Source organism: Acidovorax sp. LjRoot74, from assembly GCF_964254355.1.
Taxonomy (GTDB): domain Bacteria; phylum Pseudomonadota; class Gammaproteobacteria; order Burkholderiales; family Burkholderiaceae_C; genus Acidovorax.
The window spans coordinates 4664585-4691119 of the sequence record NZ_CAXUTI020000001.1; the positions used below are offsets into that span (position 1 = coordinate 4664585).

General features: G+C 64.8%; 26 protein-coding genes and 1 tRNA gene. 13 read left to right on the plus strand and 14 right to left on the minus strand.

Annotated features, from left to right (window positions below; genetic code table 11):
- Positions 1–40: 40 nt before the first annotated feature.
- The 5 genes from ACSQ3O_RS22195 to ACSQ3O_RS22215 are packed head-to-tail and all read right to left on the minus strand — an operon-like array spanning position 41 to position 3877.
- On the minus strand, positions 41–2317 hold the full coding sequence (locus tag ACSQ3O_RS22195; protein ID WP_436140510.1) for a methyl-accepting chemotaxis protein: 2277 nt from the start codon (positions 2315–2317) through the stop codon (positions 41–43).
- 21 nt (positions 2318–2338) lie between these two features.
- Entirely contained in the window at positions 2339–2866 is a 528-nt protein-coding gene (locus ACSQ3O_RS22200) for a chemotaxis protein CheW (RefSeq protein WP_137745864.1), read from the minus strand.
- 15 nt (positions 2867–2881) lie between these two features.
- Positions 2882–3247 (minus strand): response regulator, encoded by a 366-nt coding sequence (locus ACSQ3O_RS22205; RefSeq protein WP_010459520.1) that lies wholly within the window; start codon positions 3245–3247, stop codon positions 2882–2884.
- A complete protein-coding gene (locus tag ACSQ3O_RS22210) occupies positions 3247–3645 on the minus strand; it encodes a response regulator (RefSeq protein ID WP_005796099.1) in 399 nt (132 codons plus the stop codon). Before ACSQ3O_RS22210 ends, ACSQ3O_RS22205 begins: the two co-directional genes overlap by 1 nt.
- A 58-nt stretch (positions 3646–3703) precedes the next feature.
- Positions 3704–3877, minus strand: coding sequence for a rubredoxin (locus tag ACSQ3O_RS22215; RefSeq protein WP_082836248.1), 174 nt, complete (start codon positions 3875–3877; stop codon positions 3704–3706).
- Between the two features lie 94 nt (positions 3878–3971).
- On the opposite strand from ACSQ3O_RS22215, the gene thiD reads away from it, so the two are divergent.
- Together thiD and hemL are read left to right on the plus strand one after the other, a co-directional pair.
- Entirely contained in the window at positions 3972–4934 is a 963-nt protein-coding gene (gene thiD, locus ACSQ3O_RS22220; protein ID WP_298449564.1) for a bifunctional hydroxymethylpyrimidine kinase/phosphomethylpyrimidine kinase, read from the plus strand.
- Positions 4918–6228 (plus strand): glutamate-1-semialdehyde 2,1-aminomutase, encoded by a 1311-nt coding sequence (hemL, locus tag ACSQ3O_RS22225; protein ID WP_436140511.1) that lies wholly within the window; start codon positions 4918–4920, stop codon positions 6226–6228. Before thiD ends, hemL begins: the two co-directional genes overlap by 17 nt.
- Before the next feature lie 67 nt (positions 6229–6295).
- Here the strand turns inward: hemL and ACSQ3O_RS22230 are convergent, their stop codons facing one another.
- Positions 6296–7075 (minus strand): IclR family transcriptional regulator domain-containing protein, encoded by a 780-nt coding sequence (locus ACSQ3O_RS22230; protein WP_436140512.1) that lies wholly within the window; start codon positions 7073–7075, stop codon positions 6296–6298.
- A gap of 302 nt (positions 7076–7377) precedes the next feature.
- Here ACSQ3O_RS22230 and pobA point away from each other — a divergent pair, with 302 nt between their 5' ends.
- Positions 7378–8562 carry a 4-hydroxybenzoate 3-monooxygenase gene (gene pobA, locus ACSQ3O_RS22235; RefSeq protein WP_137745860.1) on the plus strand — a complete coding sequence of 395 codons (1185 nt, stop codon included), beginning with the start codon at positions 7378–7380 and terminating at the stop codon, positions 8560–8562.
- An 82-nt stretch (positions 8563–8644) separates the two neighbouring features.
- On the opposite strand, the gene purH is transcribed toward pobA, so the two are convergent.
- The 4 genes from purH to ACSQ3O_RS22255 form a co-directional block, all read right to left on the minus strand.
- Positions 8645–10246, minus strand: coding sequence for a bifunctional phosphoribosylaminoimidazolecarboxamide formyltransferase/IMP cyclohydrolase (purH, locus tag ACSQ3O_RS22240; RefSeq protein ID WP_137745859.1), 1602 nt, complete (start codon positions 10244–10246; stop codon positions 8645–8647).
- Positions 10247–10344: 98 nt separating this feature from the next.
- Positions 10345–10578, minus strand: coding sequence for a Fis family transcriptional regulator (locus ACSQ3O_RS22245; RefSeq protein ID WP_063458953.1), 234 nt, complete (start codon positions 10576–10578; stop codon positions 10345–10347).
- A complete protein-coding gene (gene dusB, locus ACSQ3O_RS22250; RefSeq protein ID WP_436140513.1) occupies positions 10575–11621 on the minus strand; it encodes a tRNA dihydrouridine synthase DusB in 1047 nt (348 codons plus the stop codon). The genes ACSQ3O_RS22245 and dusB overlap by 4 nt, the downstream gene beginning before the upstream one ends.
- A gap of 139 nt (positions 11622–11760) precedes the next feature.
- Positions 11761–12366, minus strand: coding sequence for a D-Ala-D-Ala dipeptidase (locus tag ACSQ3O_RS22255; protein ID WP_436140514.1), 606 nt, complete (start codon positions 12364–12366; stop codon positions 11761–11763).
- A gap of 158 nt (positions 12367–12524) precedes the next feature.
- On the opposite strand from ACSQ3O_RS22255, the gene ACSQ3O_RS22260 reads away from it, so the two are divergent.
- Complete coding sequence (locus tag ACSQ3O_RS22260; RefSeq protein WP_171012129.1) at positions 12525–12995, plus strand: YqaA family protein; 471 nt, start codon at positions 12525–12527, stop codon at positions 12993–12995.
- Between the two features lie 28 nt (positions 12996–13023).
- Here the strand turns inward: ACSQ3O_RS22260 and ACSQ3O_RS22265 are convergent, their stop codons facing one another.
- The 4 genes from ACSQ3O_RS22265 to ACSQ3O_RS22280 all read right to left on the minus strand — a co-directional run bounded on the left by ACSQ3O_RS22265 (position 13024) and on the right by ACSQ3O_RS22280 (position 17490).
- Positions 13024–14265 (minus strand): GGDEF domain-containing protein, encoded by a 1242-nt coding sequence (locus ACSQ3O_RS22265; protein WP_298449576.1) that lies wholly within the window; start codon positions 14263–14265, stop codon positions 13024–13026.
- Between the two features lie 162 nt (positions 14266–14427).
- The gene (rarD, locus tag ACSQ3O_RS22270; protein ID WP_137745854.1) at positions 14428–15306 is read right to left on the minus strand and encodes an EamA family transporter RarD; all 879 of its coding nucleotides are present in this window, start codon (positions 15304–15306) and stop codon (positions 14428–14430) included.
- Positions 15307–15439: 133 nt separating this feature from the next.
- A complete protein-coding gene (gene ychF, locus ACSQ3O_RS22275; protein WP_137745853.1) occupies positions 15440–16534 on the minus strand; it encodes a redox-regulated ATPase YchF in 1095 nt (364 codons plus the stop codon).
- Positions 16535–16617: 83 nt separating this feature from the next.
- On the minus strand, positions 16618–17490 hold the full coding sequence (locus tag ACSQ3O_RS22280) for an MOSC domain-containing protein (RefSeq protein ID WP_436140515.1): 873 nt from the start codon (positions 17488–17490) through the stop codon (positions 16618–16620).
- Between the two features lie 69 nt (positions 17491–17559).
- Here ACSQ3O_RS22280 and ACSQ3O_RS22285 point away from each other — a divergent pair, with 69 nt between their 5' ends.
- The 9 genes from ACSQ3O_RS22285 (at position 17560) to ACSQ3O_RS22325 (ending at position 26528) form a co-directional block, all read left to right on the plus strand.
- Positions 17560–18693, plus strand: coding sequence for an FAD-dependent monooxygenase (locus ACSQ3O_RS22285; RefSeq protein ID WP_436140516.1), 1134 nt, complete (start codon positions 17560–17562; stop codon positions 18691–18693).
- A gap of 52 nt (positions 18694–18745) precedes the next feature.
- On the plus strand, positions 18746–19474 hold the full coding sequence (locus ACSQ3O_RS22290) for a DsbC family protein (RefSeq protein ID WP_137745850.1): 729 nt from the start codon (positions 18746–18748) through the stop codon (positions 19472–19474).
- 45 nt (positions 19475–19519) lie between these two features.
- On the plus strand, positions 19520–21355 hold the full coding sequence (locus ACSQ3O_RS22295; protein WP_436140517.1) for a M61 family metallopeptidase: 1836 nt from the start codon (positions 19520–19522) through the stop codon (positions 21353–21355).
- A gap of 85 nt (positions 21356–21440) precedes the next feature.
- Positions 21441–22220, plus strand: a complete 780-nt coding sequence (locus tag ACSQ3O_RS22300) for an enoyl-CoA hydratase (protein WP_137745848.1) — start codon at positions 21441–21443, stop codon at positions 22218–22220.
- A 25-nt stretch (positions 22221–22245) separates the two neighbouring features.
- A tRNA-Met gene (locus ACSQ3O_RS22305) sits at positions 22246–22322 on the plus strand.
- 138 nt (positions 22323–22460) lie between these two features.
- Positions 22461–22904 carry a hypothetical protein gene (locus ACSQ3O_RS22310; protein WP_436140518.1) on the plus strand — a complete coding sequence of 148 codons (444 nt, stop codon included), beginning with the start codon at positions 22461–22463 and terminating at the stop codon, positions 22902–22904.
- Between the two features lie 101 nt (positions 22905–23005).
- Positions 23006–24352, plus strand: a complete 1347-nt coding sequence (gene miaB, locus ACSQ3O_RS22315; protein ID WP_099740268.1) for a tRNA (N6-isopentenyl adenosine(37)-C2)-methylthiotransferase MiaB — start codon at positions 23006–23008, stop codon at positions 24350–24352.
- A 15-nt stretch (positions 24353–24367) separates the two neighbouring features.
- Entirely contained in the window at positions 24368–25825 is a 1458-nt protein-coding gene (locus ACSQ3O_RS22320) for a sensor histidine kinase (RefSeq protein WP_436140519.1), read from the plus strand.
- Entirely contained in the window at positions 25815–26528 is a 714-nt protein-coding gene (locus tag ACSQ3O_RS22325; protein ID WP_436140520.1) for a hypothetical protein, read from the plus strand. Before ACSQ3O_RS22320 ends, ACSQ3O_RS22325 begins: the two co-directional genes overlap by 11 nt.
- Positions 26529–26535: the final 7 nt, after the last annotated feature.

Consider the following 26535-nt stretch of genomic DNA (forward strand, 5'->3'; position numbering starts at 1 on the left):
CCCCGGCTGCAATGAGCCAGCTGGTTGATGACTACTGCTGTCAGGCGATCTTGAAACGTGCCACCGATTGGCGCAGTTCTTCGGCCATGTGCGAGAGCTCACGCACCTGTTGTGCCGTGGTGCGGGTACCTTCACCCGTTTGCTCGGTCACCGCAAAAATGTGCTGGATGTTGTCGGCCACTTCGTTCGCCAGAACAGCTTCACGCGAAGTGGAGGACGAAATCTGCTCAATCAGTTCAGCAAGGCGGCGCGACACGCGGTCGATTTCAGTCAGCGCGGTACCGGCGCTGTCAGACAGACGCGCCCCTTCCACCACACCCTGCGTGGAGCGCTCCATAGCGGCCACAGCATCCTGGGTGTCGGTCTGAATGGCTTTCACCAGCGCCGAGATCTGGCGCGTAGCGTCTGCAGAACGTTCAGCCAGGCGCTGCACTTCTTCCGCCACCACCGAGAAGCCACGACCGGCTTCACCGGCAGACGCGGCCTGGATGGCGGCGTTCAGGGCCAGCACGTTCGTCTGCTCGGTAATGTCAGAAATCAGCTCGGTGATTTCACCGATCTCCTGCGACGATTCGCCCAGGCGCTTGATCCGCTTGGAAGTGTCCTGGATCTGGTCGCGGATGGAGTTCATACCGCCGATGGCGTTCTGCACGGCTTGCAGACCCGAGTCAGCGGCTTGCAGCGACTGACGGGCCACCGTGGCGGACTCTTGCGCCTGTGTGGACACTTCGTTGATTCGGGTCGCCATGTCCAGAACGGAGCGGCCGGTTTCACGAATTTCGCGCAACTGTTCGGTCGAAGCAGCCAGCAGTTCGGTCGAGGTGTTGTCCACCTGCGCGGTCGTCTGTGCCACGCGGGTCGCCGTGTTCTGCACGCTGCCCACCAGTTGGCGCAGTTCTTCCACCGTGTAGTTCACCGAGTCGGCGATGGCGCCCGTAATGTCTTCGGTCACGGTGGCTTCTTGCGTCAAGTCACCTTCAGCGACCGACTGCAGTTCGTTCATCAAACGCAAAATGGCGGCCTGGTTGGCGTCGTTGACGCGCTTGGCTTCCTGCTCCTGGCGCTTGGCGTCTTTTTGCTGCGTTTCGGCAGCAGCCTGGCGGCCTCGGCTGTCCAGCAGCTGGACACGCGAAATACCGATACCGCACAACAGCACGAACAGGCCTGCAAGTGCCAGGGCGGCAAACTGGCCAGCGCCCAGACCGGTCTGGGCGGACAGCTTGGCCTGCAGGCCTTCGAGTTGGCGACGCAGCGGTTCGCTGTCGGCAATGATGGCGGATTGCGCTTCACGCGCAGACACCAAGCCTTGCAGGTTGCCCAGGATGGCGCTGGCCTGGGTGCGGGTCTGCTCATAGAGCTTGACCAGGGCTTCGAGTTGCTCGCGGGTCTGGGCGTCCTTGGTGGCAGCCAGGCGGAGTTCGGGGCTGCCATCCAGCAGGCCCTGGGCGATTTCCTTGAAAGAGTTCAAGTCCTTGCCCAGCAGGAACACGGCCTCGGGGCTCACGCCTTCCATGGTCTGGAATTCGTTGGCCGATTTGCCGATACGCTGGGTCAACATCACCAGCTGGCCAGCGGCAGAAATTTCAGCGGCCGGGGCATTCTGCTGGAGCTTCAGCGAGGACACGGTTTCAGCGATTTCCAGCAAGTCGGAAGACTGGCGGTTGATGGTGCGCAAAGCGTCGCCCACCTGGGTCAGGATCTTCTGCTGGCCCATCACCACGCTGGCGTTGCGCTCGGCGCGCTCCATCAGGGGATTGACGGCATCCAGGTCAGGCTTGAACGGCTCGCCCAGCGACTGCACGCCCAGCTCACTGTCACCCGCATTCAGGGCACGCACGTTGCGCGCCAGCACGCCCGAGCTTTCCACCACGTCCGGGAAGGCCTGGGGGCTCCCCACCAGCGCCTGCGACACCGACTTGGCCAGACGTTGCGACTGCATCAGCGATTGGCCGGTAGCCGCCAGCTGCTGCGCGGATCGGTCCGCCTGCTGCAGCACCCAGAACGCAATCGCACCCAGCACCAACACGCCCACCAGCAGCAGGGCCAGCAGACGGCGTTGGTGGCCTGCGGCCGTCGAGCGCCCCAGCAGGGGCAGAGAGATCAGCTCTTCGTCCGTTTCGGAAACTGCCAGTTCGGAGGGGTAACCATCGGGATCCCCCTGAACACTGTTCATGGCCTCCGCTTGGTAGGAGTCGCGCAACTGCGCGCCATCCAGAGCGCCCGTGGCCAGGACATCCTGCCCATCGTCAGCCGTGCCGGCGTCCGGCGTAGAGGGTTTCCGGTTGAACAGTTTTCCAAATTGATTGACGACGGACATGGTGCAGCCTTACAGAAAAACTCAAGCACTGATGCTCAGGAAAGCGGGATGTTGGGACAGGATCTGCAGGTTCAGCTCCTGCCAGCGTGTGCCGCTGGAATCGATATAGGTTGTGCCAAAGAAGCTGGGAGCGTCCTCGGCAGGGGGCTCGGACGACACAAAGGCGTCTGTGCCGCGCAGGCCCGCCAGGCGGTCCACCAGCAACGCCGCATTGACATCGAGTGCGGCGTTGAAGGCCAGCAGGCTGGACTCGGCCAGCGCCTGCTCGGATCGCGGCGCCGCCGAGCCCAGCAGGCCCGCCAGGTCCACAACCCCGACCAGCCCACCACGCAGGTTGGCAACACCCAGGAACCAGCTCTGGGTATAGGGCACGGCCTGCACGGAGGCCCAGGGGAAAATTTCCCCCGACTGCCCCAGTGGCAACAAGTAGAAACTCCCGGCGGACTCGACAGCCAGCCAGGATGACACAGAGGTCCCTTCGGTTCTTGCGGCCTGCAGGCGGCTGGCAAGTCGGGTCTGCAGTTCTCGCAGGGCTTCGCGGTTGGCCATGAGCGCGCCGCCGCCTTAGTTCAGAGCGTCGATTTTGGCCTGCAATTCGGCGGGGTCCACCGGCTTGGTGATATAGCCGCGCGCACCCTGACGCATGCCCCAGACACGATCCGTTTCCTGGTTCTTGCTGGTGCACATGATGATCGGCACATCGGCATACAGCGGATCACGGGTAATGGCGCGCGTGAGCTGAAAACCGTTTTGGCCGGGCATCACCACGTCCATCAAAATCAGGTCGGGTTTTTCTTCAGCGAGGCGGCGGAATGCTTCGTCGGCATTTTCTGCAGTACGGACTTGCATGCCTTTTTTCTGAAGCAGGTCCGTCAAAAACATCAACTCGGTCTTCGAGTCGTCGACGACCAATACTTTCTGAATGGGCATTACATGGCTCCTTGTTGGGAATTGCCAAACTGTTGAACTGCTTGCAACAGCTGGTCTTTGGTAAATGGCTTGGTGAGATATTCCTGGCAGCCGACCATACGCCCACGCGCCTTGTCGAACACGCCGTCCTTGGAGGACAGCATCACCACCGGAGTATCTGCAAAACGGGCGTTGCGCTTGATGATCGCGCAGGTCTGGTACCCGTCGAGCTTGGGCATGAGGATGTCGCAGAAAATCAGCTGAGGCTGGTAATCATTGACTTTGGCCAAAGCATCAAAGCCGTCGTCGGCCAACAAGACTTCGTGCCCTCCCTGCTTGAGAAAAATCTCGGCGCTTCGACGGATGGTGTTGCTGTCATCCACCACGAGCACTTTGAAAGATGCGCCTGTTGTAGTCAATTGTCACTGCTCCCGATGGAGAAAATAAACAACGCCGCAGCAAGTGGTGCTGGGCGCCTCAGATCTGAACCATCTCGAAATCTTCCTTGCGGGCGCCACATTCAGGGCAGGTCCAATTCATGGGGACCTGATCCCAGGGCGTATTGGGTGCAATGCCGTGCTCAGGGGACCCCTCTGCCTCGTCATAAATCCAGCCGCAAATCAAACACATCCAAGTTTTAGAGTCGGTCACAGCTTAAAGGGCCTTCACATAGAATGCAACGATTGTATCTAGTCATCTCCAGGGGCTGCGGCTTCGGTGCCACCCCTCAAGCAGGATCTGGTCCATGACCATCAAAGCGTCCCCTCCCCCCTCAGAAATCACAGAGATCGAAGATGACGGTTCGGAGGAAGCAAGCCCTGCATGTGTGCTTGTCTTCAATGCCAGCGACCCCAGCGGCGCAGGCGGCCTGACCGCCGACATCACCACCATTGCATCCGTCGGCGGACACCCGATTGCCGTGGTCACAGGTGCCTACGCCCGCGACACCGCTGAGATTTTTGACCACTTCGGCTTTGACGACGAGGCTGTGGCCGAGCAGGCCCGGGCCGTGCTGGAGGACCTTCCGGTCCAGGCCATCAAGGTCGGCTTCGTGGGCAGTCCAGAGAACATCAGCACCATCGCCGAAATAACCACAGACTATGACGAAGTCCCGGTGATAGCGTACATGCCCAACCTTTCCTGGTGGCGTGACGAGTTGATCGACGAGTACCTGGACGCCTTCCGCGAATTGTTGCTGCCGCAGACCTCAGTGTTGGTTGGAAACCACAGCACCCTGTGGCGCTGGCTGCTGCCGGACTGGAGCGGCGAGCGCAACCCTACCGCCCGCGACATTGCCCGCGCAGCCTCCGAGATGGGCGTGCCCTACACCCTGGTCACCGGCATCCCCCTGCCCGAGCAGTTCGTCGAGAACGTGCTCGCCTCCCCACAGACGGTGCTGGGCAGCGGCAAGTTCGAGCTGTTTGACGCCACCTTCGCAGGCGCAGGCGACACGCTCTCGGCCGCGCTCACCGCCCTGGTGGCAGCGGGCAACGACCTGGGCGAGGCCACCAGCGAAGCACTGAGCTACCTGGACCGCTGCCTGGACGCGGGCTTTCGCCCCGGCATGGGCCACATCGTGCCCGACCGCATGTTCTGGGCCCAGCCGGATGACGAAGAAACCGGCACGGACGACGACGAAGAGACACCGATTGACGAAGCACAGGCCCTCGAAGGCTTTGTGATGCCCCCCCATGACACCAAACACTGATCGCAATATCCCCCTGTTCGAACGCGCCAAGGCGCTGATCCCCGGCGGCGTGAACTCGCCCGTGCGGGCCTTCAAGGCCGTGGGCGGCACACCCCGTTTTGTGAAGCGCGCGCAAGGCGCCTACTTCTGGGACGCCAACGACCAGCGCTTCATTGATTACATCGGCTCCTGGGGCCCGATGATCCTGGGCCACGGCCACCCCGCCGTGCTCGAAGCCGTGCAGAGCGCCGCGCTGGAAGGCTTCAGCTTCGGCGCCCCCACCGAGCGTGAAGTGGAGCTGGCCGAAGAAATCCTGAGCCTGGTCCCCTCCATGGAGATGATCCGCCTCGTCAGCTCGGGCACCGAGGCGGGCATGAGCGCCATCCGCTTGGCCCGTGGCGCCACCGGCCGCAGCAAGTTCATCAAGTTTGAGGGCTGCTACCACGGCCATGCCGACTCGCTGCTGGTCAAGGCCGGCTCGGGCCTAGCCACGTTTGGCAACGCCACCAGTGCCGGGGTGCCGCCCGAAGTGGTGCAGCACACCATCGTGCTCGAATACAACAACGTCGCCCAGCTCGAAGAAGCCTTTGCCCTGCACGGCAAGGAGCTGGCCTGCGTGATGATCGAACCCATCGCAGGCAACATGAACCTGGTGCGCGCCAGCGTGCCGTTCATGAAGCGCTGCCGCGAGCTGTGCACCGAATATGGCGCGTTGCTGGTGCTGGATGAAGTGATGACCGGCTTCCGCGTGGCACTGGGCAGTGCGCAAAGCGTGTACGCCAAGAGCATCCCGGGCTTCAAGCCGGATCTCACGGTGCTCGGGAAGGTGATTGGCGGCGGGATGCCGTTGGCGGCCTTCGGCGGCCCGCGGGCCATCATGGAACACTTGGCGCCCCTGGGTGGCGTCTACCAGGCGGGTACGCTCTCGGGCAACCCGGTTGCCACCGCCTGTGGCCTGGCCACGCTGCGCGAGATCAAGAAGCCCGGCTTCTTTGATGCACTCTCGGCCCGCACCCGCTTGCTGGTCGATGGCCTTGCGGCCGCCGCAGCCGCTGAAGGCGTACCCTTCAGCAGTGATTGCGAAGGCGGCATGTTCGGCTTCTTCTTGCTGCCCGAGCTGCCGCAAAACTATGCCCAGGTGCTCAAGACCGACAGCGCGCGCTTCAACCAGCTGTTCCACGGCCTGCTGGACCGGGGCGTCTACATTGCGCCCGCCTTGTACGAGGCCGGTTTTGTGAGCGCCGCCCACACCGCCGCCGACATCGACGCCACCGTGGCGGCCGCACGCGAAGTCTTCAAGACACTACCAAAATAGTAGCTATTCGCGCTTACCCATAGCGCGGTAGCGGCATTTTTTCTTCATATTTCTGGCCACAGGGCTGTCACAACAGCCCGCGCAACTCGCGCGCCGCCTCCTGCAGCAGCGGCAGCATGTCGCGCTGCAGGCTGCCCTCATCGATCTGCTTGGGCGACGCCACCACATTGAGCGCTGCCACCGTGTCGCCCTGCAGGTTGCGCAGCGGCACGGCCAGCGCGTGCACGCCCAGCTCGTGCTCTTCCACCGCCAGGCAATAGTCATCGCGCCGCGCCTTGGCAATCACCTGCCGCAGCGGCCCGACCTGGGTGATGGTGTGGGGCGTGAGGCGGTGCAGCGTGTGGCCCTTGAGCCACTGCGTGAGTTCCACCGGTGGCAGCGCCGCCAGCAGCACCCGCCCCGTGGACGTGGGGTGCGCAGGCAGCCGCGCCCCCAGGTGCAGGCCATACGCCAGCACACGCGACGGCGCGCCATACACCCCGCTGCGCGCCACGATCACCACTTCGCTGCCATCCAGCACGACGGCCGAAAACGACTGCTGCGTCTGCGCCGCCAACCGGTTTAGTGTGGGCTGCAGCACGCGCGGCAGGCGGGCTGACGCCAGATAGCTGCCCGAGAAGCGCAGCACCTTGGGCGCCAGCCAGAAGTAGCTGCCGTCCGTCTCCAGATACCCCAGGTGCGCGAGCGTGAGCAAATGCCGCCGCGCCGCCGCCCGCGTGAGGCCCGTGCGCTGCGCGGCCAGCGTGGCATTCAGGCGCTGGCGCTCGGTGTCAAAACTCTCCAGCACGGCCATGCCCTTGGCCATGCCTTCAATCAAATCGGCCTTGGCGATGGAGATGCTGGTCATGGTGTGGTGAAAAACGGTGCAACAAAAGAACCGGTGGCCAGATGCAAGCCCAAACAAAGGCACAGACAAAAGCCCAGCCATGGCAGCCACCGTGCCGGGGCGCACGCAGCCTTCTTGACCCGGATCATGCATGCCTGCGCGATGATCGCACAAAGCATCTACCTATCGCGCGCAAACGCAACCCAGGCATCCTCTTTTGATGCAGATCAACCTACGCTTGGTCCCATCCCCAGCGCAGCATCTGCCCTAAGGCTTGGCGCTGGGCCCATCCCCCAACGCCACCACCTTTGCGAGATTGCCCCATGCGTACCCAGGTTGCCATCATTGGCGCAGGCCCTGCCGGCCTGCTGCTCGGCCAGTTGCTCTACAAATCCGGTATCGACGCCGTCATCATCGAACAGCGCAGCCCCGACTACGTGCTGGGCCGCATCCGCGCAGGCGTGCTGGAGCAGGTCAGCATGGACCTGCTGGACCAGGCCGGCGTGGGTGCCCGCGCCCATGCCGAGGGCCTGCCCCATGACGGCATCGAGCTGCTGTTCAAAGGCCAGCGCCACCGCATCAACCTGCACGACCTGACCGGCGGCAGCCGCGTGACGGTGTATGGCCAGACCGAAGTGACCCGCGACCTGATGGATGCGCGTGCAGCCGAAGGGCTGACCACGGTGTACGAGGCCCACAACGTCAGCGTGCACGACTTCAACGGCCAGCACCCGCGCGTGACCTACGAAAAAGACGGCCAGACCCACACCGTGGACTGCGACTTCATCGCAGGCTGCGACGGCTACCACGGCGTGTGCCGCGCCAGCGCCCCAGCGGATTTGCTCAAGACCTACGAACGCGTGTACCCGTTTGGCTGGCTGGGCGTGCTGGCCGATGTGCCGCCCGTGTCGCACGAACTGATCTACGCCAACACCGAGCGCGGCTTTGCGCTGTGCAGCATGCGCAGCGCCACGCGCAGCCGCTACTACGTGCAGGTGCCCGACACCGACAAGATCGAGAACTGGACCATCGACCAGTTCTGGGCCGAGCTGGGCAACCGCCTGGACCCCGAGGCACGCGCCAACCTGGTCACCGGCCCCGCGCTGGAGATGAGCATTGCCCCGCTGCGCAGCTTTGTGGCCGAGCCCATGCGGTTTGGCCGCATGTTCCTGGCGGGCGACGCGGCGCACATCGTGCCGCCCACCGGCGCCAAGGGCCTCAACCTGGCAGCCAGCGACGTGGGTTATCTGTGGACTGCGCTCACCGAGTTCTACAAAGAGAAGTCCTCGGTCGGCATCGACACCTACTCCGACCGCTGCCTGCGCCGCGTGTGGCGTGCCGAGCGCTTCTCGTGGTGGTTCACCTCGTTGATGCACCGCTTTCCAGAGACGGGCGAGTTCGGCCAGAAGATCCAGGAGGCCGAGCTGGACTACCTGGTGCACTCGCGCGCAGCCTCGGTGTCGCTGGCAGAGAACTACGTGGGGCTGCCGATGAACTTCGGCGCCTGAACCTCGCCTCCGTCTGGCAACAGACATAAAAAAGCGGCTTCCAAGGAAGCCGCTTTTTGTTGGGTGACCGCCTCCGGTGGGATCAATGACGGAAGTGGCGCACGCCGCTGAAGACCATCGCCACGCCACGCTCGTTGGCGGCGTCGATGACTTCGTTGTCGCGCATCGAGCCACCGGGCTGGATCACGCAGGTGGCGCCCGCGTCCACCACCACATCCAGACCATCGCGGAAGGGGAAGAACGCATCGCTCGCCACCACCGTGCCTTGCAGGGTCAGGCCTGCGTGGCCCGCCTTGATGCTGGCGATGCGGGCCGAGTCCAGGCGGCTCATCTGGCCGGCGCCCACACCCATGGTCATGCCGCCCTTGCAGAAGACGATGGCGTTGCTCTTGACGTACTTGGCGACCTTCCAGGCGAACAGCAGGTCTTCCATTTCTTCCAGCGTGGGCTGCTTCTTCGTCACGACCTTGAGGTCGATGAGCGACAGCTCGTGGTTATCGGCCGTCTGCAGCAACAGGCCCGAGCCGATGCGCTTGGCGTCCATGGCGTTGCGGCCACGTTCCCAGTCCGTCTTGCCACCGTGGGCGGGCAGCGCGATCTTGAGCAGGCGCACGTTGGCCTTGGCCTTGAAGATCTCCAGCGCCTCGGCGGTGAAGTCGGGGGCCATCAGCACTTCGACAAACTGCTTGCTGACCTGTGCAGCAGCCTGGCCGTCCACCACGCGGTTGAAGGCGATGATGCCGCCGAAGGCGCTGGTGGGGTCGGTCTGGAAGGCCTTGCTGTAGGCGCTCAGCGCGTCCAGGCCCACGGCCACGCCGCAGGGGTTGGCGTGCTTGACGATCACGCAGGCGGCAGCGTCAAAGCTCTTCACGCATTCCCAGGCCGCGTCGGCGTCGGCGATGTTGTTGTAGCTCAGCTCCTTGCCCTGCAGCTGCACGCCAGTGACCAGCGAGCCGGGTGCGGGGTGCAGGTCGCGGTACAGCGCGGCTTGCTGGTGGCTGTTTTCGCCGTAGCGCAGGTCCTGCACCTTGGTGAAGATGCCGTTGCTCTGGCCAGGGAACTGAGTGCGCGTGGGCACATAGGTTTCCGACAGCTTTTCTTCTTCGAACGTGACGGATGAGAGGTAGTCGCTGATCGCACCGTCGTACTGCGCGATGCGGTTGAACGCAGCCACCGACAGCGCAAAGCGCAGCTTGTCCGACAGCTTTCCGCCCGCCTTCAGCTCGGCCAGCACGGCGTCGTACTGGTCGGCCGAGGTAATCACGCCCACGTCCTTCCAGTTCTTGGCAGCGCTACGCACCATGGCGGGGCCGCCGATGTCGATGTTCTCGATCGCGTCGGCCAGCGTGCAACCGGCCTTGGCCACGGTGGCTTCAAAGGGGTAGAGGTTGACGACCAGCAGGTCGATGGTGTCGATGCCGTGTTCCTTGAGGGCGGCCATGTGTTCGGGCAGCTCGCGGCGGGCCAGCAGGCCGCCGTGCACCTTGGGGTGCAGCGTCTTCACGCGGCCGTCGAGCATTTCGGGGAATTGCGTGACCTCGGCCACTTCGGTCACGGGCAGGCCCTTGTCGGCCAGCAGCTTGGCGGTGCCGCCGGTGGACAAGAGCTTGATGCCCAGTGCGTGCAGCGCTTGCGCGAATTCGACGATGCCGGTCTTGTCAGAGACGGAGAGGAGTGCGTTCATGGCAGTGGTGGTGGGGAGGTTTTGAATAAAAAGGGGCCCTTGCGCCTGTCCATCAAGGGCTGATAGCTATAAATTAGATAGCAAACAGTACAAGCGCGTCAAAGCAGCTTGTGCTCGACCAGCTTCTTGCGCAGGGTGTTGCGGTTCAGGCCCAGCCACTCGGCCGCGCGCGACTGGTTGTTGTCCGCGTGCGTCATCACCACTTCCAGCAGCGGCTTCTCGACCACACGCACCAGCATGTCGTACATGCCATCGGGCGTCTCGCCGCCCAGGTCGCGAAAGTAGCCTTGCAGGCTCTCGCGCACGCATTCTTCTATGTGTTTCTTGCTCATGCAGCCAATCCCTCTTGTTCTTCTGTATCAGCGCCCATATCGGTGGCGGCGGGCAGCCGGTCCATCTGTTGCGCGAGGGCATCCAGGTAGTCGGCCACGGCCTGCCACTGCGTGGCGCTGTCTTCGATCGTGTTGATATGTGCCCGCAGGGCCTCGCCGCCCGGCAGCGCGCGCAGGTACCAGGCAATGTGCTTGCGCGCACTGCGCACCCCGGTCAGCTCGCCGTACAGGCTGTAGTGGTCTTGCAGGTGGTCCAGCAGCAGGCGCCGCACCTCGACCACCAGCGGCGGCGCCAGGTGTTCACCCGTGGCCAGGAAGTGGCCGACTTCACGGAAGATCCACGGCCGGCCCTGCGCGGCGCGGCCGATCATGATCGCGTCGGCGCCAGTGGCGGCCAACACATCGCGCGCCTTCTCGGGCGAGGTGATGTCGCCGTTGGCCACCACGGGCACCTTCACCGCAGCCTTCACGGCGGCAATGGTGTCGTACTCCGCATGGCCCTTGTAGCCCTGCTCGCGCGTGCGGCCGTGCACGGTGAGCATCTGGATGCCCACGGCCTCGAACTGGCGCGCAAGCTGCACGGCGTTCTTGTGCTCCTGGCACCAGCCGGTGCGCATCTTCAGCGTGACGGGTACGTTGAAGGGAGCGCAGGCCTCGACCACGGCAGCGGCAATCTCCACCGCCAGGGTTTCGTTCTGCATCAGCGCAGAGCCGGCCCATTTGTTGCAGACCTTCTTGGCCGGGCAGCCCATGTTGATGTCGATGATCTGTGCGCCGCGTTCCACGTTATAGACCGCAGCCTCGGCCATCATCGGCGCATCGGTGCCGGCGATCTGCACGGCGATGGGCCCCGGCTCGCCCTCATGGTTGGCCCGGCGCGAGGTCTTGAGGCTGTTCCACAGGTCCTTGCGCGAGGTCACCATCTCGCTCACCGCATAGCCCGCGCCCAGCGCCTTGCACAGCTGGCGGAAAGGCCGGTCGGTGACGCCCGCCATCGGGGCGACGAACAACCGGTTCGCCAAAGGAATGTGGCCTATCTGCATGGGAGGGGTGCGGGAGGGGGCGACAGCGAATGCTGAAAAAGGAGGCGGGATTGTACCTGCTCAAAATTTCAGCAAATGAAATGCTCCAGCAACACTGACTATCCCCGCGTGATGCCCCATTGGCAACGCACAAAACGCCTCAGCGGGCCGCGAGATCAGCGCTGCTGTTTGGCCCCGGAACAGATTCGCTATGGCGCTGCGCAAAATGCCACCACGCATCCGGCATGTTGTCGAACTGGTGGCGCGCCATGAGGGCGTGCAGCCACTGGCGGTTGTGCACCACATCGGGCGAATAGCCTGGCGCATTGGCCGATGCTCCGGTCTGGACGCTGCCTGACGGCGTCCCCATGTCCACCGCCTGGCCATCGGCCAGCGGCCCGCGCACCACCTGGCGGGCCTTCATGCCATCCACCACCAGCACCTGCACCACCCAGCCGCCGCCAGGGGCCTGGCAGGCAGCTTTCAGCGCCAGGCCCTGGGGCTGCAGTTCGTGGGCGATGCGCTCCAGCCCGGTGCGTGTGGTGGAGTCGTCCCGGCACAGCGCCCGCTGCGGCCCGGCGCTGGCCGCCAGAGCAGGCCCGCCCGCCCCCATGGCCCCGGCGGCAGGCACCGCCGCCTGCGGCTGGTGCACACACGCCGCGAGCCACAAGGCCGCAATACCCCCTGCGCAGCCGGCCGCGTGGGGCCACGGCGCACGCTGGTTCGGGTGCCGCAGGGTCGGGTGAGATGCAGAAGTGGCGGGCATGGGGCCTCCTGTCGCGGGGTTCAGGGGTGATAACGGTGCACTTTACAAAACCCCTGCAGCACCAGCCATGCCCAGATGGCGCGGACCGCTGTAGGACGGCGCCCCAGCGCCCCCATGGGCCAGGAGCCGCGCCCTACACTCCCCCCATGGAAATCTGGATGCACCAACTGCTCGCATGGCTGGCCCTGCCGCAGTTCGGCCTCAGCACGGTCTTTCTCGTGTCGTTTGTCTCGGCCACGCTGCTGCCCCTGGGCTCGGAGCCCGCCGTGTTTGGCCTTGTCACGCTCAACCCCGAACTGTTCTGGCCCGCGATCGGGGTAGCCACGGTGGGCAACACACTAGGCGGCGGCGTGAGCTGGTGGATGGGTCTGGGCGCACACCGGGCCGTAGACCGGGCGCGTGGCAACACCACCGAGCTGCGGGCGCTGAACTGGCTCCAGCGTTTTGGCCCCCGCGCCTGCCTGCTCTCCTGGCTGCCGGTAGTGGGCGACCCGCTGTGCGCCGTGGCAGGCTGGCTCAAGCTGCCCTTCTGGCCCTGCCTGGCCTACATGGCGGTGGGCAAGTTCCTGCGCTACCTGGTCATGACCACTGCGCTGCTGTACCTGATGCCGGGGCACATGGGGGCGTAGCAATGCTGGGGTGCCGTCCCCGGCCAGGCTACAAAAACGCGTGACCGCTGTGTTCTGAGAGCAGGGAGTCCCCCTTGGCGATGGGCTCTTCCACCACCACCTGGTTGCGGCCGCCCTCCTTGGCCATGTACATCGCCGTGTCTGCGCGCGAAAAGAACTCCAGCACTGACTCGCCCAGCACGTACTGCGTCACGCCAATCGATACCGTCACGCGGCCCTTGAGCAGGCCGCTCCAGGCATGGGTTTCCACCTGGGCGCGAATCCGCTCGCAGGTGTTGAGCGCAGGCAGCAGCGAGGTCGCCGGAAAGATCAGCAAGAACTCTTCGCCGCCATAGCGCCCGAACAGATCGCCGCCCCGCACCCCCTGCTGCGCAATGCGTGCAAAGGTGCGCAGCACCTCGTCGCCCCCCAGGTGGCCCAGTTCGTCGTTGATGCGCTTGAAGTGGTCGATGTCGAGCACAGCGAGGCACAGCGGGATGCCGCTTTCGTCGGCCAGCTGCTTTTGCTCCTCCAGGGCCGCCAGGATGTAGCGGCGGTTGAAGCAGCCCAGCAGCGTATCGCGCTGCGCGTCCTCCTGGATGTTCTTGATCTTGCGGCTCGCCCGGTACAGGCTGCGGTACAGGTGCTGCACACGCCCCATGAGCACGATGAACGCTGGCACCGACACCGCCAGCGCCAGCAGGTGCAGCAGCTCCAGGCGCAGCAGCGCAGCATTGTGCTGTTCGGCGTGGTGCAGCCCGATCACCGCCGCATAGGCCACCAGCACCACGGCCGTCAGCGCCAGCAGCGTGCGGCGGGGCACCGTGAAAATGCCATATGCCACCGCCACAAACATGAAGGGCGCGAACAGAATCTGCGTAACAGGCGCCAGATAAAAAACCACCAGCATGCCGCCAGTTGCGGCGGACACAATGGCCAGCTGGAGGTGCCGCAGCCGGATCTTCTGGTGCACGTCCGCGCGGAGCACAGCCCAGAAGGCCACAAAACCCACCACCACCATCACCGCCAACACCGCCAGGGCATCGCCAGCCACCATGTCCAGGGCGTAGAAGCCCACCAGGGCCAGGGCGTAGAGACTGATCAAGCCACCAACGGCCCACCACTTCTTGCGCTCATGCCAGTCCCCCCGAGGCCCCAGGCCGTCCAGGGCCCGGCGCCCGGGCCGCACGGCAGTGGAGGCCGCAGACGACGAGTCGTCGAACTCCAGCACGGCGTCCGTCAGGGGGAAAGCGTCCGTCGCCGAGAACAGGTTTTTGCGTGCAAAGAACATGCGGGGGCAGGCACAGGCCTGGGTTTGTTCGAAAGACAGCGGGCCCGATGGCGACGGGCTCAGGCGCAGAGGCACTGCACTGAGCAGTCCCTGGGCCGCGCGCGATCTTACGTGGAACTGACACAAACAAACTGCGCGTTTTCCAGTAGCACCGCACCACTCTCAAGCGGCCAGCACCCGCCGACGCGTCCACCACCCTTCCAGGCTGTAGACCAGCAGCGCCCCCCAGATCAGCACAAAACCCACCAGGCGCGCGGGCTCGAAAGCCTCGTGAAAAATCCACACACCCAGGGCAAACTGCAGGCTGGGCGAGATGTACTGCAGGATGCCCAGCGTGGACATCGGGATCAGCCTTGCGCCTGCAGCAAACAAGAGCAAAGGCACGGCCGTCATGGGCCCGGCCAGCAACAGCCAGCCAATGGTGGCCCCGTCGCCCTGGACCAGTGCCCCCTGGCCTTGCCAGGCCCACCATCCCAGCACCATGGCAGCCACGGGCGCAAGCATCAGGGTTTCAAGCGTCAGCCCTTCGAGCGCCCCCTGCACCGCCACCTTGCGCAGCAGGCCGTAGAAACCAAAGCTGAGCGCCAACACCAGCGCGATCCAGGGCAGGCGCCCTGCCTGCACCGTGAGCCAGAGAACCCCAGCCGCCGCCACCGCCACGGCCAGCCACTGGCCCGGGCGCGGGCGCTCGTGCAGAAACACAAAGCCCAGCGCCACATTCACCAGCGGCAGGATGAAATAGCCCAGGCTCGCATCCACCACATGCTGGTTCTGCACGGCCCAGACATAGGTCAACCAGTTGCCGGACAACAGCACTGCCGACAGCGCAAAGGCCCCCAGCACGCGGGGCTGGCGCACCACTTCAGCCATCCAGGCCCAGTGCCTGCGCACGGCAAGGAGCCCCAGCACCACCACCAGTGACCAGAGCGTGCGATGCATCACCACCTCCAGCGAGGGCACATCCGCAACCTGCCGGAAGTAAAGGGGAAACAGGCCCCAAGCAACATAGGCGAGCGCGGCGTAGAGGATTCCGGTGTTCATGGGCAAACCAGCAGAAAAGCGAAAAGAGGGGGAGAGGAAAAAGAAGGCCGAAAAAAATCCCTGCCAGCCAAGCAGCCGGACAGGGACGGGGCCGTGGACCCCTTCGCAGGTCCACAGGCAGGTCAGGTGTGGGTCAGACGTTGAACAGGAAGTTCAGTACATCACCGTCCTTGACCACATACTCCTTGCCTTCGGCACGCATCTTGCCCGCATCCTTGGCACCTTGCTCGCCTTTGTAGTGGATGTAGTCATCGAAAGCGATAGTCTGGGCACGGATGAAGCCGCGCTCGAAGTCGCCGTGGATCACGCCGGCCGCCTGGGGTGCCGTGTCGCCCACGTGGATGGTCCAGGCACGCACTTCCTTCACACCCGCCGTGAAGTAGGTCTGCAGACCCAGCAGCTTGAAGCCGGCGCGGATCAGGCGGTTCAGGCCCGGCTCTTCCAGGCCCAGCTCCTGAAGGAACATGTCACGGTCTTCGTCTTCCATCTCGGCCATTTCGGCTTCGATCTTGGCGCAGATGGCCACCACGGGCGCGCCCTGGGCTTCGGCATAGGCCTTGAGCTTGTCCAGCAGCGGGTTGTTCTCGAAGCCGTCTTCGGCCACGTTGCCCACGAACATGGCGGGCTTGGCCGTGATCAGGCAGAACTGCTTGAGCAACGGAGCGTCTTCCTTGCTCACGGCAATGCTGCGCGCGGGCTTGCCTTGGTCGAGCGCCGCCTGGATGGGCGTGAGCAGCGAAACAATCTTGGCGGCTTCCTTGTCGTTGCCGGACTTGGCCGCCTTGCTGTAGCGGTTGAGCGCCTTCTCGACCGTGGCCAGGTCGGCCAGGCACAGCTCGGTCTGGATGACTTCGATGTCGGCAATCGGGTCCACGCGGCCCGCCACGTGGATCACGTTCGGGTCTTCAAAGCAGCGCACCACGTTCACGATGGCATCGGTTTCGCGGATGTGCGCCAGGAACTGGTTGCCCAGGCCTTCCCCCTTGGAGGCACCGGCCACGAGGCCAGCAATGTCCACAAACTCGACGATGGCGGGCACCACGCGCTCGGGCGAGACGACCTCAGCCAGCTTTTGCAGGCGCGGGTCGGGCACCTCGACCACACCGGTGTTGGGCTCAATGGTGCAGAAGGGGTAGTTCTCGGCGGCAATGCCGGCCTTGGTCAGCGCGTTGAAGAGGGTGGACTTGCCCACATTGGGCAGGCCCACGATGCCGCATTGGAGGCTCATGGCAGGGCTTTCTGGAATTCGGAGACAAACCGCCGATTTTACGGGGCCGCCGGCCAGCCCCCTCCACTGCCCGGGTTACCGCGTCATTCGAACCGCAAATCTGCCGCCACACGCTGCCCCACACGCAGCATCTGGCCCGCCCCCTGGCGCACGATGGCGTTCATGCCAAAGGTGATGGCGCCATCCACGCGCCGGTCCTGGCGGTAAGTGCGCAGGGTGTCACCGACCTCTGGGCTGGATGCCGCCGTGGCCGGGTCAATGTCGGGGATGGGGCAGCGTTCACAGGGCTTGACTGGCTGCAGGTGGATCTCGCCGTCCGCACCGCCATCCACGTGCACCAGGTCCACCCGGTCCTCGTCGTGGGCATCGACACCCGCCAGCACCACATTGGGCCGAAAGCGCTCGATGCCCACCGGGGCATGGCCTGCAGCGGCCAGCCGCCCATTGAGTTCTTCCATCGAGGCCTCGCTGGCCACCAGGATGGGAAAACCATCGGCAAACTGGTTGGGTACCTCCACGCCGCCCGTCCAGTTCAGGCTGGACAAACGCCGGTGTTCGGGGTCAAACCGCACCAATCGGCAGGGCTGCCCCAGGAAGTCCGTGAACCACTGGGCGGCGACGGCCCCCATGTCCCAGGCGGGCACGGTATCGCGCCACACGGTCACGGTGGCAGGGGTCTCCACCGCATCAATCGCCACATGCAAGGCCAGCATGCCGGGTGCCCGCAGCACCATCTCGTCGCTCTTGAGCTGGGGCCGGATCAGCGCCATGCGGGGCAGAGCACGCTGGGTCAGGAACATGCCGTCGGCATCCACCACCATCCAGGCACGGTCCAGGTCCAGCCCAGTCTCCGTGAGCAGGGCTTCCTGCACCTCGATACCGGCACAGGATTTGATGGGGTACACAAACAGCCGCGCGATGGTGCCGGACAGATCGGAATCGGGGTTGAAACTCACGCCAGGGTACTCCTCAGGAATTAGGCGACAGGGCTGGGGCCCCAATTTTGCCCTCCTACAATGGCTGGCATGGCCCAAACCTTTGATATCTGTATTCGCGGTGCCGGGATTGTGGGCAAGACCCTGGCTTTGCTTATGGCGCGAGAGCGGCTGAAAGTGGCCCTGGTGCCTGCACCCGCCCCCTCCAGCACCGCAGCGACCGATGTGCGGGCCTACGCCTTGAACACCGCTTCGCGCCAGTTGCTCGAATCCCTGCGAAGCTGGCCGGATGCCGAACACGCGACGGCGGTGCGACAAATGCAGGTGCAAGGAGACCAGGGCGGAGCCGTGGTGTTTGACGCGGAGCCGCAGGGCGTGGCCGCACTGGCCTGGATCGTGGATGTGCCCGCCCTTGAGGCCCGCCTTGCCGAGGCCGTGCGCTTCCAACCCCAAGTCGAGGTGATGGACGCCCCGGTGGCCGCGCCACTGACCGTGGTTTGTGAGGGCCGTGCCAGCAGCACGCGGGCAGAGTTCGGTGCCCGTTTTGATATCACGCCCTACGCCCAGCATGCCATTGCCACCCGCGTGCGCTGCGAACACCCCCACGGCCAAGTGGCGCGCCAATGGTTCTTGCCCGATGGCATCCTGGCTTTTTTGCCTTTGGGCGGACCCGCAGGGAACTCTGTGGCCGTTGTGTGGTCCGTTCAGCAGGAGCAGGTCACTTCCTTGATGGCCCTGCCGCCCGAGGCGTTCACCCAGGCGCTGCAAACCGCCAGCCAGCAGGCGCTGGGCACACTGACCCTGTGCGCAGACCGTGCCACCTGGCCTTTGCAGCTGGCCAAAGCCGACCGCTGGTGTGGCAGCACACCCGCAGCAGGCGCCAGCCCCCGCAGCTGGGTGCTGGCAGGCGATGCCGCCCACAACGTGCATCCCCTGGCCGGACAAGGGCTCAACCTGGGACTGGCCGACGTGCAGGCCCTGGCTGAAGTACTGCGCACGCGCGACTACTGGCGCAGCGTGGCTGATCAGCGCCTGCTGCGGCGCTACGAACGCGAGCGCAAGGCGGCCCTGCTGCCGATGGGTTTGGCCACGGACGGGCTGCAGCAATTGTTTGCCCGCCAGGAAGCCCCCTGGCAGGCGCTGCGTAACTGGGGCATGAAGGGCTTTGAAAGCAGCGGCCCGCTGAAGGATTTCGTGGCCCGCAGGGCCATGGGAATGCGCTGAGAACGCGCCCCGGCGCCCTGTGCACCAAATGTATTGATTGAACGAGAACACCATGAAACTGACCACCAGCCTGCTGGCCATCGCCGCCATGACCTTGAGCCTGAGCGCGACCGCGCAGGAGGCCGCCATCCGCAAGGCATTGGCCGAACGCATCCCCCAGATGGACAAAATTGACGAGGTCCGGCCCACGCCCATGGCGGGACTGTTCGAAGTGCGCATCGGCACCGACCTGTTCTACACCGACGCCAAGGGCAACTACGTGATCCAGGGTGAGTTGATCGATGCCAAGGCCCGCCGCAATCTGACGGAAGACCGTATCGCCAAGCTCACTGCGGTCGATTTCTCGGCGCTGCCGCTCAAGGATGCGTTCACCATCGTGCGTGGCGACGGCAAGCGCAAGGTGGCGGTCTTCGAAGACCCCAACTGCGGCTACTGCAAGCGCTTCGAACGCGACATGCAGAAGGTGGACAACGTCACGGTGTACCTGTTCCTCTATCCCATCCTGAGCCCCGACTCTGCCGAAAAATCTCGCAACATCTGGTGCTCGAAAGACCAGGCAGGTGCCTGGCAGGACATGATGGTGCGTGACAAGCCCGTCGCCTCGGCCAGTTGTGACACCAGCGCCCTGCAGCGCAACCTTATGTTCGGCAAGAAACACAAGATCACTGGTACGCCGACGCTGATCTTTGCCAATGGCTCCCGCGTGCCCGGCGCCATCGGCACGCAAGAAGTGGAAAAACGCCTGGCAGAAGCCAGCAGCGAGACCGCTGGCACGAACTGACCCGCACGCGCACCACCTCAGCCCCAGCCCCTCCCGCCAGTGCCCATGCCCTCCCCACGTGCCGCCCAGCCCGCAGACGTTCACTACCGCGTCGAGCCGTCCAACCTGCATGCGCACCTGTTCACGGTGTCGCTGACGATTGCCCGCCCGGCGGAGGTGCAGGAGGTGTCCCTGCCAGTCTGGATACCTGGCAGCTATCTGGTGCGCGAGTTCTCGAAAAACCTGCAAGAACTGGCCGCACGGCAGGGCAAACGAGCGCTTCCGCTGACCCAGCTCGACAAACACTGCTGGCAAATTGCATGCACGCCGGGCAAGCCCCTGGAACTGACCTACACCGTCTGCGCCTACGACAGCTCGGTGCGCACGGCATGGCTGGATGCCACGCGCGGCTTTTTCAACGGCACCAGCCTGTGCCTGCTGGTGCATGGCCAGGAGAAACTGCGCCACACCCTGGACATGGTCAGCACCTCCGCCACCGCGCAATGGTCCGTTGCGACGGGGCTCCAGGCCCTGGCTACCGACAAGCAGGGCTTCGGCCTGTACGGCGCGGCCGACTACGACGAACTTGTGGACTGCCCTGTGGAACTGGGCCCATTCTGGGTGGGCCGCTTCAAGGCCTGTGGTGTGCCCCACCAGTTTGTGGTGGCCGGTGCAGCCCCTTCCTTTGACGGCAAACGGTTGCTGGCCGACACCCAGAAGATCTGCGAGACCGCCATCCGCTTCTGGCATGGCGCCGAGGGCAAGGCTCCGTTTAAGCGTTACCTGTTCATGCTCAATGCCGTGGCCGATGGCTACGGCGGGCTGGAGCACCGCAACTCCACGGCCCTGATCTGTGGCCGCCGCGACCTCCCCCGACAGGGCGAGCCCCGGGCCAGTGAGGGCTACACCACACTGCTGGGACTCATCAGCCACGAGTATTTCCACACCTGGAACGTCAAGCGCCTGCGCCCCGCCGAATTCGCCACCTACGACTACACCCGGGAGAACTACACCGAGCTGCTGTGGTTCTTCGAAGGTTTCACCAGCTACTACGATGACCTGCTGCTGCGCCGCGCCGGGCTGATCGATGACGCGACCTACCTCAAACTCATCACCAAGACCATCAACCAGGTGCTGCAGACCCCCGGACGGACTGTGCAAACCGTGGCGCAAGCCAGCTTTGACGCCTGGGTCAAGTACTACCGCCAGGACGAAAACACCCCCAATGCCACGGTGAGCTACTACACCAAAGGCTCGCTGGTGGCCCTGTGCCTGGACCTTGCCCTGCGCCGCGAAGGTAAAACCACCCTTGACGCCGTGATGCGTGCCCTGTGGGCCCGCACAGCAGGTGGCCCGATGACCGAGACCGACCTGCGCACGGTGCTGGCACAACTGGCGGACCGCTCCTTCGACTCGGAGCTGGCGCAATGGGTGCACAGCACTTCCGAGTTGCCGCTGGCCGATCTGCTGGCCACACACGGCGTGACGCTCAAAGCCGAGGCGCCCCAACTGGCGCAGCGCCTGGGCCTGCGCGTGGCAGAGAACCACAGCGTGCAGATCAAGGCGGTATTGCGCGGCGGCGCCGCCGAAAAGGCAGGCATGGCGGCAGGCGACGAGTGGCTGGGCCTGGAGGTGCAAGGACAAGGCTGGCGCATCAGCAAACTCGATGACGTCACGTTCTACGCGGGCACCGAGACGGCCTTGACCGCCATCGTGGCCCGGGACGGGCGCCTGCTGCGGCTGACCCTGGCATTGCCCTTGACCGCTGGCGGCAAGGCGGGTGCGACCGCCACGGCCAAGGCGCGCAGCAAAACTGCCCCCGCGCAGCTGGCACGGCCTGCGGCAGACACCATCAGCCTGACTCCCACCGACCCAGCAGCGCTGGGCCGCTGGCTGGCCTGACGGCCTGCGCGCCCGCACGCGGGCCCGGCCCGGGTTGGGTATATTCCCTGCGCTGACATAACAAACCACACACTCAGGAGATTTCATGGCCTACGAAACCATCGAAGTCCGCATTGAAGCGGACAAGGTCGGCGTCATCACGCTGAACCGCCCCAAGCAGCTCAACGCGCTGAACGACCAGTTGATGAACGAGCTGGGCGCGGCCCTCAAGGCCTTTGACGCGGACGACAACATCGGCTGCATGATCGTTACGGGCAGCGAAAAAGCCTTTGCAGCCGGCGCCGACATCGGCGCGATGGCCAAGTACAGCTTTGCCGACACCTACAAGGGTGACTACATCACGCGCAACTGGGAGACGATCCGCTCGATCCGCAAGCCCGTGATCGCCGCCGTGAGCGGCTTTGCGCTGGGCGGTGGCTGCGAGCTGGCCATGATGTGCGACTTCATCATTGCGGCTGACAACGCCCGGTTCGGCCAGCCTGAAATCAAGCTGGGCGTGATTCCCGGCGCTGGCGGTACGCAGCGTCTGCCCCGCGCTGTGGGCAAGTCCAAGGCCATGGACATGGCGCTGACGGGCCGCATGATGGATGCGGCCGAAGCCGAGCGCGCAGGCCTGGTCAGCCGCGTGGTTCCTTACGACAAGCTTATGGACGAGGCCCTGGGCGCCGCCATCATCGTGGCGGGCTTCTCCCAGCTGGCCGTGATGGCCGCCAAGGAATCCGTGAACCGGGCGTTCGAAGGTACGCTGTCGGACGGCGTGATGTTCGAGCGCCGCCTCTTCCACGCGCTGTTTGCCACCCAGGACCAGAAGGAAGGCATGGATGCGTTCATGAACAAACGCGCAGCCAACTTCACACACCAATAATTTTTGTTCTATAATCTTGGTCTACGGTCGTATAGCTCAGTTGGTTAGAGCGCAGCATTCATAATGCTGATGTCGGTGGTTCAAGTCCACCTACGACCACCATATAGAAACCCACAGTGCGGCAACTCACTGTGGGTTTTTTCTTTGAGGCGCCTGTCTTAAAGGCCCAACAGACCGTCTGTGGGTTCCCGTGCCAACAGCCCCCCCTAAAATCGTGACTTCAGCCCCTGGATGTAAACCATGAACCGCTGCAATTCCCCCGTCTCTCCTCCGATCTACCGCCATCGGCATGCATGGCTCGCAGCCTTGGCCTGCTGCGGCTTACTGTCAGCAGCCAAGCCTGCGGTCGCCCAGGTGGAACCCGGGCTAGGCATGAACCGCCCCTTCCCGGAAGCTGCACTGCGCGGCACCTTGACCCTCTCGACCACCGCCGAGGCCGTGCTCAATGGCAAATCCATCCGCATGGCGCCCGGGATGCGGCTGTTCAGCCCCCAGAACACCCTGGTCATGGCACACACGGTGCTGGGCCAGACCTTCAAGGTCAACTACGTGCTGGAAGCCAGCACCGGCATGCTGCACGCGGCCTGGATCCTGACCGAGCCCGAGGCGGCGCAGCCCCGCAAGGGCAGCGACACCGCCACAACCAGCAATATCACGACGGGCTCTGGCGCCGTTCTGAAGTAATTCCTGCGGGTGCGGCCTTGGCGGCCACGCCCTTGCGACCTCCACAGCCCCTCTCCGCGCCCTGCTGGCGGCGGTGACCATTTGCTATTTGCGACATTGCCATGGCTAAAAAAGTCTTTATCAAAACCTTCGGCTGCCAGATGAACGAGTACGACTCGGACAAGATGGCCGACGTGCTCAACGCCGCCCAAGGCTACGAGCCCACGCAGAACGTGGACGAGGCCGACCTCATCCTCTTCAACACCTGTTCGGTGCGCGAGAAAGCGCAAGAGAAGGTCTTCAGCGACCTGGGCCGCATCAAGCACCTGAAGGCACGCGGCGTGAAGATTGGCGTGGGCGGCTGCGTGGCCAGCCAGGAAGGCGCCGAGATCATCAAGCGCGCCCCCTATGTGGACGTGGTGTTTGGCCCGCAAACCCTGCACCGCCTGCCCGAGATGCTGAACCAGCGTGAGCGCCTGGACAAGCCGCAGGTGGACATCAGCTTCCCCGAGATTGAAAAGTTCGACCACCTGCCGCCCGCGCGCGTCGAAGGTGCCTCGGCCTTTGTGTCAATCATGGAAGGCTGCAGCAAATACTGCAGCTACTGCGTGGTGCCCTACACCCGCGGAGAGGAAGTCAGCCGCCCGTTTGACGATGTGCTGGTCGAAGTGGCGGGCCTGGCCGACCAGGGTGTGAAGGAAATCACCCTGCTGGGCCAGAACGTGAACGCCTACCTGGGCAAGATGGGTGGCACGGCCGAGATTGCCGACTTTGCGCTGCTGCTCGAATACGTGTCGGACATCCCCGGCATCGAGCGCATTCGCTACACCACCAGCCACCCCAACGAGTTCACGCCCCGATTGATCGAGGCCTATGCCAAGCTGCCCAAGCTGGCCAGCCACCTGCATCTGCCCGTGCAGCACGGCAGCGACCGCATTTTGATGGCCATGAAGCGCGGCTACACCGCCATGGAATACAAGAGCACGGTGCGCAAGCTGCGCGCCATCCGCCCCGACCTGGCGATGAGCAGCGACTTCATCGTGGGCTTCCCCGGCGAGACGGAAGACGACTTCAACAAGATGATGAAGCTGATCGACGACATCCACTTCGACAACAGCTTCAGCTTCATCTTCAGCCCCCGCCCTGGCACGCCTGCTGCGGGACTGCACGACGACACACCGCACGACGTGAAGCTGCGCCGCCTGCAGCACCTGCAGGGCGTCATCAACGCCAACATCAAGTCCATCAGCGAAAGCCGCGTGGGCACGGTGCAGCGCATCCTGGTGGAAGGCGCCTCCAAGCGCGACGCCACCGAGCTGATGGGCCGCACCGAGTGCAACCGCGTGGTCAACTTTGTGGGCCAGCCCCGCCTGGTGGGCCAGATGGTGGATGTGACCATCACCGAAGCCAAGGCCTACACCCTGCGCGGCGAAGTGCTGGTGCGCGAGGGCGCCGCCCTCACCGCCTGACCTCCTACCCGGCGCATGGCCCCACACCCCACGAGCCCCCCACAGGCTCGCCCGCACGGCCCATCGTTTCAGCAACTGCTGCTGCTCGCCTTCTTGCTGATTGCCGGGGTGCTGGGCGCCAGCGCCCTGCGGGCGGTCTTCACGCTGGAAGCGCTGATGGGCCAAAGCCAGGCCAGCGCCGCCCAGGCGGCCGCGCTGAACGTGGCGGCCCAGGCGCTGAACCAGCGTGGCCAGGCCATGGAGCGCTCGGCCCGGCAATCGCTGGTGCTGAACGACCCCCTGCTGCGCCAAAGCTTTGATGACCTGGCCACCGATGCCCAGGGCATCGTGCGCCAACTGAGCGAGGCGGGCCTGCCGCCCGCGCAGGCCCAGCAGTGGCAAGCGCGCATGCAAGCCGTGCGCGATTTGCTGCGCGCACCGCCCTGGCAGTCGCTAGAGAACGAACGCAGCGTGGCAGAAGAGTTTGTGGCGCTCGACACGCTGCACGCGGCCATCACGCAGTCGGTGCAAGAGCTCAATGCCCGCCAGGCGAGCGAACTGCAAGCGCGGGTAGACGCCAGCCGCAGCACGGTGATGCACCAACTGGTGGGCGCGATTGTGCTGGCGCTGGTGCTGGCGCTGTGGCTGGGCATCTGGCTGGCCCGCCCCTTCAAGCGGCTCGAACGCGCCATTCGCCGCCTGGGCGAGAACCAGCTGGAACAACCCGTGGCCATCACCGGCCCCGCCGACGTGCGCCGCGTGGGCCAGCAACTGGAGTGGCTGCGCCTGCGGCTTCTGGAGCTGGACGCCGACAAGGCGCGCTTTTTGCGCCATGTCTCGCACGAGCTCAAAACCCCGCTGGCCGCACTGCGCGAAGGCGTGGCCCTGCTGCAAGACGGCGTGACCGGCGCGCTGAGCGAGGGCCAAAAAGAAGTGACGCAAATCCTGCACCAGAACACTCTGGTGCTGCAAAGCGAGATCGAGGCGCTGCTGCGCTTTAACGCCGCCGCCTTCGAGGCCCGCCAGTTGCAGCGGCGCGAGACCGATCTGGTCGCCCTGCTGGAGGACCTGGTCGAAGCCCAGCGCCTGCAATGGCAGGCCCGCAGCCTGCGGGTGGAGGTGAGCGGCGAGCGCACCGTGCTGCTGCTGGATGCAGAGAAAATCACCTCGGCGGTGAGCAACCTGTTGTCCAACGCCATCCGCTTTTCGCCCGAACAAGGCACCGTCCGCCTGGCTGTGTCGCGCGTGCACGGCCAGGTGCGGGTGGATGTGACCGACGAAGGCCCCGGCGTGGCCCCCGATGATCGGGCCCACGTGTTTGAACCTTTTTATCGGGGCGAGCGCCAGCCCGAAAACGCGGTGCGCGGCACCGGCATTGGGCTGTCCATCGTGCAGGAATACATCCACGCCCACGGCGGACGGGTGCAGGTGCTGCAGATGCCAGGCGATACCCCCCGCTCATTTTTCCGAATCGAATTGCCTGATGTTTACTGAACCCCAAGCCCTGCCGACTTACGGCCCTGCGCAGGCGACTTCCTGGCGCCTGTGCGCAGCCTTGTGCGTGTGCACGGCTTTGCTGGCAGGCTGCGCCACGGCGCCCGCGCAGCCAGATGCGGCCCCAGTGACCACTCCCCACGCGGCAGAAGCATCAGCAGTGCCCACCATGGCCCAGCTCACACCACTGGCCGCTGAAAGCGACGAGCCCACTACGCCGCCCAAAGACCTGCTGCGCGACACCCTGGCCTATGCCGACCGCACCCTGGGCGCCAGCACTGCCGACCTGGCGCGTGAGACGGCCCGCCTGTCGGAGCTGGACGAGAGTAAGCCATCGCGCGCCCTGCGCCTGGCGCTGGTGCTGGCCCAAACCCGCCAGCCCGTGGACACCGCCCGCGCCCTAGGCCTGGTGCAGCGCACCCTGGCCAACCCTGCCGCCCAAGACCTGCACCCACTGGCCCGGCTGCTGGAGGCGCGCCTGACCCAGCAGCGCCGCCTGGAGGAGCAACTGGAACGCCAAGCGCAGCAACTGCGCGATGCCCAGCGCCGCAACGACCAACTGAGTGAGCGCCTGGAGGCCGTGCGCGCCATTGAGCGCAGCCTGACCACGCGCCCCACTCCGGCAACCCCGGCCACGCCCTCGCCGGGCGCAGCCGCCAGCGGCGCGAGCAGCAGCAACGGCAACGGCACCGCCAAACCCTGAGGCACCA